Raw genomic sequence first — 11,318 nt, 5'->3', positions numbered from 1 at the left:
TTTTGGCACGCTGTTGAGTTCTCAAGGTGCGGACGCTTCCTTCGTTCCTGTTTCCAGGCCCTCCGGGCGCTTCCTTCGTTTCCGACTCTATCAGACCCTTTCGGCGTCCGATTCCCCGTCGGAGGGGATTGTCTTTCCGGCCTTTCGGGCCGTTCCGACGAGTGAGACTTTAGCGGATTCCCCGCCCCCGATGCGAATCGAGGGTTTCGAATCCACATTCCGTTTGACGCGCACGAAAAGCACGACGGCGCGACGGATCGCGGCCGACAGGCAGGTGGTGCGGATCTTGCGGAGCGGCTGTCCGGGGCCGACCGGAGTCGGTGCTCACGTCGGACAACCCGGAGGACATTACGTATCGGGAAAACGCATGTCAACCCCCGCTCGGTGGCGAGCGTCGCCACAGGGTCGCGACCGCACGTGGTGACGAGGGTGGCGACGTCGTCCGGCTCGTGGCGCGGCGGCTGCCTCCTGCGACGGAGGCGACGACGGGGAGCTGCTTCTCGGCGGCGGGGCCGGTCAAGAGGTTGCCGCTCTGGCAGGCGTAGCTGACGCGTTCACGCGGGGCTCAGGGACGTTCGCCATTTGCATGGGCCACCGCACGGGGAGCTCCTGGGTGCCGTGCGCTGGACGGTCCGGGCGGCGGCACGGGCAACTCCAGTGGGGCGGTGCTGGTGTCGTGTGGTCACCGCTGCGGGCGCCCTCGGCTCTCTCCTCCCTGCCCGGCCTGACACGGCCCGGTCGTCGGCGCTGCCCGCGGGCGAACCGATCGGAGTCCGCGCCGACGGCGACGGCGGGCGGGGCGGGGCGAAGGGGGTGTCGTCGGTGGGGCGGTCGTGGAGTCGGGGCGACGCCGACCAGTGGGGCGACGAGGACGACGACGCTGCCCTGTCAGCAGGGCGAGGTACCGGGTGTGGTGCGGGAGGTGGCGCTGGACTGGAGCGAGCGGATCGGTATCGCTCCCGTCGCCGCGGACCACTCGCCTGAGGAGCAGGTCGCCGCCTTCGGCGCTGCGCGGCAGGAACGGGTACGCCCCGGCGAGGACCGGGGAGTCATGGCCGGCGCCGACGCGGTTCACCGCGCGGTCCTCGGTCCTCGGTCCTCGGTCCTCGGTCCTCGGGCTCTCGTCGACGTCACGCGCGCGAGCCGGGCGACGGCCCCTGCGGAATTCCGTGGCGGCTGCGACGCCGTGTCGGACCCGGAGGGTGCTTCTTGTCGTCGTGGCCCTCCCGGGGGCGGGCGGTTCTCGATCCGCAGGGGCTCAGGAGTCCGGTGCGGCCCAGGCCTTCAGGGTGGCGGCGACTTCGCGGGCGTCGGCCTCGCCGGTCAGGACGCGGTCCACGAGGTCGAAGGCGTCCTCGCTGGTGACGTCGACGGGGTGGCCGGAGGCGTGGAGGTAGGCGGCGGCCACGGCGACGGCGAAGAGCTCGTTGGAGTGCTCCAGGGCGGGGACCCGGACGAGCTGGTGGAGGAGGGCAGCGGCGCGGTGGTGCGGCAGGTCGTAGACGGGGGTGCCCATGACGTGGAAGGCATGGCGGGCGCGGGCGGCTTCGAGCGAGCCCCAGTCGGTGATCTCGGGATCGCTGGGGATCATCTTCTGCGCGATGCCGAGGAGCCAGGCCAGGTCGACGTGGACGGTCACGGGCCGCTCCTCCGGTCAGGCGGCGCCGCTGGGGCGGACTCCGTACCGGGCGGCGAAGGCGTCACCGTGCTCGTGGACGAAGGAGCGGGCGCCCTCGATGAAGCGGGTGCGGGTGAGGTCGGCGTGGAGGACGTCGCCGGCGTAGTCCTCGGCCGCCAGGTGCCGCTCGGCGGCGGCCCGCTGAAGCGCCTCGTACGCGTCGTCGCTGATCTCGATGCGGATTTCCCGTGGCATCCCCCCACGGTAGCGGCCCCGGGGCCCGGGGGCCGGGCTTCCTGACGATCCGGGTCCGCTTCGGGGGCGGCGGGCAGGGCGGGGGACGTCACGGGCGCACGGCCGCGTACGCGTCGAGCCAGCCCGCCGCGAGCCGGTCGCCGCGGGTGAAGACGGCCGCGCCGCGGCGTCCCGCCGAGGGGTCGGACGGGTCGGCGGGCGGGAGGGGGAAGGTGGTCCTTTCCGCGTCGGCATGGTGGAGGGAGGTCGTGGCGCCGTTCCACAGGCGGATCACCGCGCCCGGCGGGGCCGACACGCGGACGGTGTCGTCGTCGACGGTGAGACGGGTGCCGGTGGCGCGTTCGGCGAGCAGGGACCGGTACGCCTCCGAGGGCAGGGCGCAGTCGGAGGGCGGGGTGGTGCCGGGCCAGTCGGGGGCGTCGATGCCCCGGGCCCGGGCGGCGTTCCACATGCGGGGGACGAGGTCGAAGGCGAGCGGGGCGGTGGCCATGCGCTCGCACATCCACAGGAGCCGTCCGGCGCCCCGGCCGGGGCCCAGGGCGCGCCAGCGGATGCGGGGTGCGAGGTCGGCGGCGACGACGCCCGCCCACGGGTGGACGGTGCCGAGGGGGCCTTGTGCGCCGAGCCAGGCCAGATAGCGCTCGGCCTCGTCCAGGATGCCGGTCATGGAGTCCACGGGGATGCCGAGGACGTAGGGGCGTCGGTCGCGGAACAGGTGGGGGCGGGTGGCGGCGAGCAGCAGGACGGCGCGGGCGTGGTCGCCCGGTTCGGTCCTGCGCGCGCGCTCTCCGGACTCGTCGTCGTCGCCGGCCGGGTCCTCCCCCACCGGGCCCAGCCCCCACGGGTCGTCGGATAGGCCGGCGGGAGGGATGTCCTCGCGTTCGGTCTCGCGCAGGGCCTTGCGCAGGGTGGCCTTGGCGCGTTCGGTGAACGGCGCCTGGACGAGGGCCGGGAGGTGGGCGCAGAGGAGGGCCGTGAGCAGCCGCTCGGCGGCGAGCGGGCCGTCGGGGACCGGTGCCCGGCGCAGGGCCGCCGCCAGGTCGTGGGCGGTGTCGGCGTCGACCATGAAGCGGCTGGTCAGTCGCCCGAGCGCGCTGGGTTCCAGATGGCCCGCCTCCTCGGTGGGGCGCAGGCAGCCGGCGGCGGTGAGGAACAGCGCGGCGTGGTGCAGGGGTTCGACGCTGTCGTGTCCCTGGTGCGCGGCGAAGGTCCCGGCCCACCAGTGTTCCGCCTCCTCGACGGTCGACACCCGTTCCTGGACGGCTTCGGCGAGGAGGTGGTCGGCCAGGTGCTCGTCCAGGCGGGACCGTACGGCGTACCCGGCGACCAACCGGGCCTGCCAGTGCGGCCGTTCCACGGGATCGGTGAGGAGGAAGGCCCAGCCCTCGCGTTCCCCGGCGCCGATGCGCCCGGCGCGGCCGAACATCTGCTGGACCATTGACACCTCGACGCGGTCGAGGCCGAGGGTGGTGTCGCGGACGACGACCGCGCGGGCGGGGAGGTTCACGCCGGCCGCGACGGTGGAGGTGGCGACCAGGACCTCCGCCTCGCGGGCGCGGAAGGCCCGTTCGGCCTCGTGCTTGTAGGGCCAGTCCCGGTAGTGGAGGCGTACCCCGGCCTTCGTGCAGAGCCGCTCCACGGCCTCGGCGTCGTCGGCGTCCACGCCCCTGGTGGGCACGCCGCGGTCGGCGGCGAGGGCGAGTGCCGTGATCCGCACGGCGCGCTTGCTGCCGCAGAACACGAGGACGCTGCCGCCGTCCTCGGTGACCTGCCGGGCGATGCGCACGGCGGCGGCCGTGCGGACGGCGGCCCGCGCCGCCCGGTCGTTCGCGTCGACCGGGGGCAGGAGGGGCAGCTGCCAGGTGAGGCGGGTGGGCCGCCAGGCCGTGCGGACCAGGCGGGCGCCGAGCCAGCGGGCGACCTCGTCGGCGTTGGCGACGGTCGCCGAGAGGCCGACGATGCGGGTGGCGGTGCCGTCCTCCCTCACGCGGGTGAGGAGCGCCTCCAGGACGGCTCCGCGCTTCGGGTCGCCGAGGAGGTGGATCTCGTCGACGACGAGGCAGCCGACCTCCGCGAGCGCGTCCCGCAGCGAACCGGTGCGGCAGATCGCCTCGAACTTCTCGGTGGTGGCCACCCACACGTCGGCCGAGCGGATCAGCTCCGTGTCCACGGCGGACTCGCCGGTCAGCCGCACCACCCGCAGCCCGTGGCTCCGCCACAGCCGCAGTTCGCGGTCGAGCTCGTCGGTGAGGGAGCGCTGCGGCACGAGCCAGGCGGCCTTGCGGCCCCGGGCGTGCGCCTCCAGCGCGGCGACCATCCCCACCGGGGTCTTGCCCGCGCCGGTCGGGGCGACGACGACCAGGTGTCCGGTGTCCTCCAGGACGGCGGGGACGGCGGCGGCCTGCATGGGGTTGAAGGTGGGGTGGGGCAGCAGGCGGGCCCAGTCGGCCGGCACGAGGTCGGCGACGGGGACGTACGTTCCGGCTGCTCCACTCTCTTCGGGCCCGGCCACGGCCACGGCCCCCTCCCGGGCCCCGGCCCCGGTTTCGACCCCCGCTCCAGCTCCGGCCCCAGCTCCGGCCCCAGCCGCTTCCCCGGCCCCGGCTACGGCCCGGGCGTCACCGTCGACGTCCGGGAGGTCCTCCAGGGCGTCCCACTGGGCGGCGAAGGCGTCCCTGGCCGCCGCCGCCCACGGGCCTGCGGCGGGGGCGGCGCCCTCGGTGGCGACGGCGACCAGGTCCGTACGGCCTCCGGTGTCGGAGACGGTGCCGACCCGGCCGGTCTCCTCCCAGTAGCGGCTCACGCGGTACGGGACGCCCCGCTCCGCCAGCCATGCCCGCAGGGGCGCGTACGCCGGGCCGTCGGGAAGGATCACCCGCACGTCCTCGGCCGCGGTGAGCGCCGCCTCCGAGGGGCGCCAACCGGGATCCGCGACCTTGCACCACAGCAGGGCGCGCGGCTCGGTGGCGTCGGGCTCCGGCAGGTCCTCCGGCCAGCCCGGGCCGGGTTCCGGACGCTGCTGCGCCGGCACCCGGAGCCGTACGAGCACGGTGGGCGCCGGCTCACCCTCCCGGCGGGCGGTACGCCGTGGCGCGGGCTTCCGCCCGGTGCCCGTCAGTTCGTCGTAGCGCTTCGCGCCCAGGTCCGCGAGGGTGAAGGCGGCGGGGCAGGCGGGGCAGACGAGCGCCGTGTACCGGTAGGTCCGGCCCTGGGACTCGTACGGCCGGCGCAGGGCGTGCAGTTCGCCGGCGCAGTCGGGGCACGGGCGCTCGACCGTCGCCTCGTAGCTCCACCCCGGCTCGGTGAACCGCTCAGGGAACTCACCGCCCGGCGTTACCCCCCAGCGTTCCCGGACCAGGTCGATGACGGAACCCTGCACGTCGGCCTCGTCGCTGCGCATGACGAGACTCTCGCATCCCATGATCATCGCCCGCAGGCGATTTCACCGGGACGGGGCGGCGGGGGAAGGGGGAAGGCGGGGAGGCGCGGGACGGAAGGGGAATGGGGTAAGGCGCGAGCGGGCAGTGTTCAGGCCTCGTGGGCGGCCGGGCCGTCGGTCTCGGCGTCGCCGACGGGCCGCGCGGACTTCGACCTGCGGTACGCGACGGCGCCGACGACGCCGAGGATCAGAGCGGCGACCACGGCGACGCCGAGCGTCGTACTCCCGGCGAACACCCTGCCCAGCATTTCGAGCGCCCCGAGCCCGACGGTCGCGTAAAGCACCGCCCAGGCGGCTCCGCCGAGGAACAGGGCGGGGAGGTAGCGCGGCAGCGGCATGCGCATGCTGCCCGCGAGGAAGTTGGCCGCGGTCTGGAAACCGACGGTCAGGAAGGAGACGGCCACCACGGGCGCGCCCCACCGCTGGATCGCCCGCTCCACGCGCTGGAACCTGGCCGAGGACATCCGCCCGGCGAACCGGCTGCGCCGGGCGCCCGCGCCGGCGAGCCAGCCGACGGCGAACGTCCCTCCGGCGCGCAGCAGCACGATCACGTACAGGGCGCCGGCGGTGAGCGCGACCTTATCCATGCCGCCTCGTTCCGTGCGTCGGTGGCCGGAGACCCGCGGTCCTGGTGCCCCCTCCGACCCGTCCCGCCCTCGCGGGAGCGAGGCGTCGCGCCGTGGTGGGTCCGGGGCGGTGGGCCGTGGGGGTGTGTCGGGGGCGGCCGGAGGAAGGGGCGTACCGGAGGCGGCCGGAAGGGAGGCTGTGCGGGGCGTACGCGTCGGCGACGCTGCACGACGGACGGCCGGCGGGGACGCCGCACCGGGCGCCGACGCCGGTACTGCTCCGCCGGGGACAACCGACGGGGACGCCGCACCGGGCGCGGCCGACGGGGACGCCGTAGCGGTCGCGAGCGACGGGGACGTCGTACCGGACGCGAGCGACGGGAACGCCGTATCGGGCGCGGCCGGCGGGGACCCCGTGCCGGGGGTGGTCGGCGGTCAGGCTGTGGCCGGGGTGGTCGGCCCCGGTGGGCCGATGACGGCCACGATCCCGCTCTCCGACTCTCACCTGCGGTCCGCCTCTGCCCGTTCCGTCTCTGCCGACATAGGCCACCCTAACCGAACGGCGGAACGCGTCTCAGGGGGCCGCGGCCTCCAGCGGTGGGCGCCCGGGATCGCCAGGACGGCGGCCACGGCGGCGCGGGCGACGCGGCGCCGTCCCGGGGCGGCCGGGGTCGGTGGCATGGCCAACCCCGATCCGGCCGGGCGCGAGTCGCGCGGCGGCCTCCGTCCCGGTCCGGTGGCTCAGGTCTCCCGCCCTGCCGTCACGAGGCCCGTCTCGTAGGCGGCGATGACCGCTTGGGCGCGGTCGCGGACCCGCAGCTTGGCGAAGAGGGCGGTGATGTGGTTCTTGACGGTGGAGGCGCTCAGGCCGAGCCGGTCGGCTATCTCGGTGTTGTCCGCGCCGCGGGCGATCAGGCGCCACACCTCCCGTTCCCGGGGCGTGAGCCCTTCGGCGCCGGTGGGTTCGGGGGGCGCCGTCCGGCGGTCCGGGGCGGTGACGTGCCGGGAGATGAGCCGGGTCAGGAGCCTCGGGGCGAGGATCGCCTCGCCGTCGCGGACCACGCGCAGGGCGGCGACGAGGTCCTCGGGCGAGATGTCCTTGGGCAGGAAGCCGCAGGCGCCGGCCCTCAGGGCGCCCACCACGTGGTCGTCCATGTCGAAGGTGCTCAGGGCCAGGACCCGGCAGTCGGGGAGTTCGGCGGTGAGCCGCTCGGTGGCCGCGATGCCGTCCAGGACCGGCATGCGGATGTCCATGACGACCACGTCGGGCCGGTGCTCGTGGGCCAGACGGACCGCCTCGGCGCCGTCGGCGGCCTCGGCCACGACCTGGAAACCGGGTTCGGGGGCGAGCATCAGGGCGAGGCCGCGGCGGACGAGCGGCTGGTCGTCGGCGATGAGTACTCTCACGGTCGCGCTCACGCGTACGCCTCCTGACGGTCGGTGGGGAGCGGGAGCCTGGCCCGGACGGCGAACCCCTCGCCCTCGGGCCCGACCCGCAGGGTGCCGCCGTGGAGGGCGACGCGTTCCCGCATCCCCATGAGCCCGTGGCCCGAGCCGCGTACGGGGGGACGGCCGGGGCGCGGGCCGTCGTCGACGACGGTGACCCGCACCTCGTGGGCGGCGAAGGCGAGCCGCACGTCGACGTGCGCGCCGTCGCCCGCGTGCCTGCGGGCGTTGGTGAGGGCCTCCTGGACGACGCGGAAGACGGTGAGCTCGACACCGGGCGGGAGCGAGCGCGGGTCGCCGTCGGTGGTGAGGGTGGTGGGGAGGCCCGCGCGGCGGCTGTCCCCGACGATGCGGTCGAGGTCTCCGATGCCGGGCTGCGGTGCGGTCGTCTCGCCCTCGTCGTTCTCGTCTCCGGCGCGGAGCACGTCGAGGAGGTGGCGCATCTCGCGCAGGGCGGTGCGGCCGGAGCCCTCCAGGGTGACGAGCGCCTCCCGGGCCGTCTCCGGGGACCGGTCGAGGTTGGCCCGGGCGCCTCCGGCCAGCAGCTGCATCGTCGTCAGGTGGTGGGCGACGATGTCGTGCAGTTCCCGGGCGATGCGGCGCCGCTCCTCGGAGACGGCGCGCTCGGCGAGCAGCTGCCGCTGGGTCTCGGCCCTGCGCTGCCAGCGCCCGACCACGACGGCGGCGCCGGCCACGAGCAGCGCGGACGCCGCGTTGGGGACGAGCTCCATCAGGGAGGGCTCGGGCAGTCCCGGGCGCGGGAACTGGAGCACCGCGACGCAGCCGACGACGGCCGCCGTGCCGACCGCGGCCCTGTGGTGGCGTACGGCGGCGTAGAGGGCCACGACGGTGGCCGCCCCGTAGTGCTGACCCACGGTGTTGGACCAACTGAGCGCCAGGTTCCCGGCGAGGACGCACGCGAGGACGCACAGGGGCGCGCGGCGGCGCGCCAGCAGGAACAGGGCGGCGGCGACCACGAGCAGACAGCCGGTCACCGGCACGTGGCCCCGGTCCATCTGGCTGGTGACGGTGAAGCCCACGAGGTCGAGGGCCGCGGCGCCGACGGCGACGAGCCCGTCGTGCTGGCTCCACAGCGCCGGCCTTCCACGCCGGCTCCCCGCCCCGGCCCCACCACCGGGAAGGGCCCCGGTCGTCTCGTCCGGCAGCCCGGCGCCCGGCGCGTCCCCCCGGTCCCCGTCCCGCCGGGGGCGCGTTCCGTCCGCCCGGTCACCGGGGCGCGTTCCGTCCGCGCGCCGTCCCATCTCAGACCCCCTGCCCATCCACGCTCTCCCGGAGTCGCCGCAGCGGCTGTGACCTGCGGTTCGTCCGCCGAGTGTCCCATGGTGCCGGTGTACGGGGCGGAGGGCGTCGGGACCGGGAGGGAGGCGGGACCAGGAGCAGGCTCCCAGGGGCCGGGCCGGGCGGGCCCGTGCTCCCAGGCGGTTTCTCCTCCCCGGCTCCGAGGTGGGGGCCGCGGGCCGCTGATGTGCTGGACGGGTGCCGGAAACGAGCCGGCACGGGGAGCCCGGCGGACCCGCGCGGTCGCCGCGGCTCCCCTCGCCCGTACCCCTCTTGGAGGACTCCCGTGATCCGTGCCCTGACCGGTTTCTCGACCCGCAGACCATGGCGGGTCATCGCCGTGTGGGGAGTGCTCGGAATCTTCCTGACGCTCATGGGCCAAGCGCTGGTCTTCCGGGTGACGCACACCGACAGCGCCGGCTTCCTGCCGGCCGAGTACGACGCGGCCGCGGCGCTGCGGGTCGCCCGGGAGGAGTTCGGCGCGGAGCCCGACACCGACGCGGTGACGGTGCTGGTGGCGCGCCGTGACGGCAAGCCGCTGGAGGCCGCGGACAGGAGGCGGGTGGAGGACGTGGCGCGTGGGCTGAGCGCCACCCGCGTGGAGATGCCGTGGACGGAGGAGCAGATACGGGGGATCTCCGAGGACTACTCGCAGGTTCCGCGCGTGGCCCTGGTGACGACCGCCCCCGACGGGTCGTTCGCGCTGCTCGGCGTCCGGCTGCGGGGCAACTCCACCGACCCGGGCATGCACTCCGTGTACCGGGGCTTCCACGACCTGGCCCAGCGGGAGTTCGCCGAGGCCGGACTGCGCACGGGGTTCACCGGGGGCCTGGCCGACGTGGTGGACCGGGCCGACGCGGAGGAGACCACGCAGACGGTGGTCGGCCTCGTGATGGTCGGACTGATCGTGCTGATCAACGTGGCGGTGTTCCGCAGCGTCCTGGCGGCGTTCATCCCCTTGTTCGCGGTGTCCGTGGTGGGCGGCGCCGCCATCGGCACGGTCGTGGGAGCGGCCCTCCTGACCGGTTTCGAGCTGGACCCGGGCACCCCGGGCATGATCGGCACGGTGCTGATCGGCATCGGCGTGGACTACTTCCTCTTCCTGCTGTTCCGCTTCCGTGAGGAGCTGCGGCGGCGGCCGGAGGAACACCACCGGGTGGTGGCCGCGGACGTGGCCGGACGCGTGGGCACGGCGGTGACCTCGGCGGCGCTGACGATCGTGGCGGCGTTCGCGACGCTGGGCGTGGCGTCGTTCGGACAGTTCCGGGTGCTCGGGCCCTCGGTGGCGGTGTCGGTGCTCGTGATGCTGGTGGCGAGCCTGACCCTGATGCCGGCGCTGCTGGCGGTGACCGGCCGGAAGATGTTCTGGCCCTCGCGGAACCTGTCGAAGGCCGAGCGGTCCGGCACGGCCGCCCGTACCGGCGAGCTGGTGGCGCGGCGTCCGCTGCTGGTACTCGTGGCGTCGGTCGCCCTCCTCGGCTCTCTCGCGGTCGGCGTGGCGGGCGTCCGCATGGACTTCGGCACCGGTGGCACCCCGCAGGACACGCCGGCCGCCGCGACGGCGAAGGAGATCGCGGGCGCCCTGCCCGCGGGGGTGTCGGACCCGACGACGGTGTACGTCACGGCGGACGACGGCCGGACGCTCGACCCCGCCGGTCTGGAGGCGGTGCGCCGGTCCCTGACCCGGGTGCCCGGGGTGGGCGAGGTGGCCGCCCCCGTGCTCGGCGCCGACCGCACCGCCGCCCGGTTGGACACGTATCTGACGGTGGACTCCTCGTCGCAGGAGGCCCGTGATCTCGTGGCGGGACCGGTGCGCCAGGCCGTGCGGGAGGCCTCGCCGACCGGGACGAGCGCGCACGTGGGCGGCACCGCGGCCGTGTTCGCCGACGTGGCGACGGCCGTCGACCGGGACCTCCGGACGGTGTTCCCGGTGGCGGCGGCGCTGATCGCGCTGATCCTGGTGGTGCTGCTGCGCAGCCTGGCGGCCCCGGTGGTGCTGATGCTGTCGGTCGGACTCTGCTTCGCGGCGACGCTCGGCGCCTCCGCCCTGGTCTTCCAGCACCTCGGCGGTGAGCCCGGGGTCAACTTCGTCCTGCCGCTGGTGCTGTTCCTGTTCGTCGTGGCGCTGGGCACCGACTACAACATCCTCATCAGCGACCGGCTGCGGGAGGAGATGGCCGACGGCGGCCCGGTCCGCGCGGCCGTGGCCCGCGCGGTGCGGCACACGGCGCCGGCCATCGCCACGGCGGGCGTGGTCCTCGCGGCCTCCTTCGGCAGCCTCGCGGTGAACGCGGACGCCTCCACCCGCCAGCTGGGCTTCGCCACGGCCCTGGGCATCCTCCTCTCCGCCTTCGTCCTGTCGCTCCTGCTGGTCCCGGCCGCCGCGGCGCTGCTGGGCCGGGGCATGTGGTGGCCGGTGCGCGGGGCGCGGGGCGGGAAGGACGCGTTCCGGCCTGCGGGCGGGCGGGACGTGGAGCCGCTCGCTCCGCACGACCGGGAAGAACCCCCGTCGGCGCGACCGCTCGCGGACCGTCCGAGGAAGCTCGACCGCACCTGACGCGAGGTCGACGATGACATGGCCGGTGTCACCGTCGCCGCCCAGCGGGATCCTGGCGTTGCGCGCGGAGTCGCCGGCGTCGGCGACCGGGTCACCCGGCAGGTCGTGCCGGCTGTAGGTGCCGGGTTCGACGTTGTC

General features: G+C 75.3%; 7 protein-coding genes. 1 reads left to right on the top strand and 6 read right to left on the bottom strand.

What is annotated here, in order from left to right; genetic code table 11:
- Positions 1-1,258 precede the first annotated feature (1,258 nt).
- The 6 genes from ACFZCF_RS27825 to ACFZCF_RS27800 form a co-directional block, all read right to left on the bottom strand.
- On the bottom strand, positions 1,259-1,639 hold the full coding sequence (locus ACFZCF_RS27825; protein WP_391289607.1) for a fic family toxin-antitoxin system, toxin component: 381 nt from the start codon (positions 1,637-1,639) through the stop codon (positions 1,259-1,261).
- 15 nt (positions 1,640-1,654) lie between these two features.
- Positions 1,655-1,873, bottom strand: coding sequence for a hypothetical protein (locus ACFZCF_RS27820; RefSeq protein ID WP_388450387.1), 219 nt, complete (start codon positions 1,871-1,873; stop codon positions 1,655-1,657).
- Positions 1,874-1,961: 88 nt separating this feature from the next.
- The gene (locus tag ACFZCF_RS27815) at positions 1,962-5,273 is read right to left on the bottom strand and encodes a DEAD/DEAH box helicase (RefSeq protein WP_391289605.1); all 3,312 of its coding nucleotides are present in this window, start codon (positions 5,271-5,273) and stop codon (positions 1,962-1,964) included.
- 128 nt (positions 5,274-5,401) lie between these two features.
- A complete protein-coding gene (locus ACFZCF_RS27810) occupies positions 5,402-5,899 on the bottom strand; it encodes a DedA family protein (protein WP_391289603.1) in 498 nt (165 codons plus the stop codon).
- A 720-nt stretch (positions 5,900-6,619) separates the two neighbouring features.
- Positions 6,620-7,297: a response regulator gene (locus tag ACFZCF_RS27805; RefSeq protein WP_388450381.1), complete on the bottom strand. Its 678-nt coding sequence runs from the start codon at positions 7,295-7,297 to the stop codon at positions 6,620-6,622.
- Positions 7,294-8,586 carry a histidine kinase gene (locus ACFZCF_RS27800; protein ID WP_391289600.1) on the bottom strand — a complete coding sequence of 431 codons (1,293 nt, stop codon included), beginning with the start codon at positions 8,584-8,586 and terminating at the stop codon, positions 7,294-7,296. Before ACFZCF_RS27800 ends, ACFZCF_RS27805 begins: the two co-directional genes overlap by 4 nt.
- Before the next feature lie 323 nt (positions 8,587-8,909).
- On the opposite strand from ACFZCF_RS27800, the gene ACFZCF_RS27795 reads away from it, so the two are divergent.
- Positions 8,910-11,180 (top strand): MMPL family transporter, encoded by a 2,271-nt coding sequence (locus ACFZCF_RS27795; protein ID WP_391289598.1) that lies wholly within the window; start codon positions 8,910-8,912, stop codon positions 11,178-11,180.
- The last annotated feature ends 138 nt before the right edge of the window (positions 11,181-11,318 follow it).

The sequence above is a fragment of the Streptomyces sp. NPDC007945 genome, from assembly GCF_042958885.1.
Classification (GTDB): Bacteria; Actinomycetota; Actinomycetes; order Streptomycetales; family Streptomycetaceae; genus Streptomyces.
The sequence above is the reverse complement of the archived record's forward strand: the minus strand, read 5'-3'. Positions and strand labels throughout refer to the sequence as shown.

What these genes read in the sequence shown, in the direction of transcription:
- ACFZCF_RS27820 (WP_388450387.1), bottom strand. Translation starts at nt 1,873, where the DNA reads ATGCCACGGGAAATCCGCATCGAGATCAGCGACGACGCGTACGAGGCG.
- ACFZCF_RS27815 (WP_391289605.1), bottom strand. Translation starts at nt 5,273, where the DNA reads ATGCGCAGCGACGAGGCCGACGTGCAGGGTTCCGTCATCGACCTGGTC.
- ACFZCF_RS27810 (WP_391289603.1), bottom strand. Translation starts at nt 5,899, where the DNA reads ATGGATAAGGTCGCGCTCACCGCCGGCGCCCTGTACGTGATCGTGCTG.
- ACFZCF_RS27800 (WP_391289600.1), bottom strand. Translation starts at nt 8,586, where the DNA reads ATGGGACGGCGCGCGGACGGAACGCGCCCCGGTGACCGGGCGGACGGA.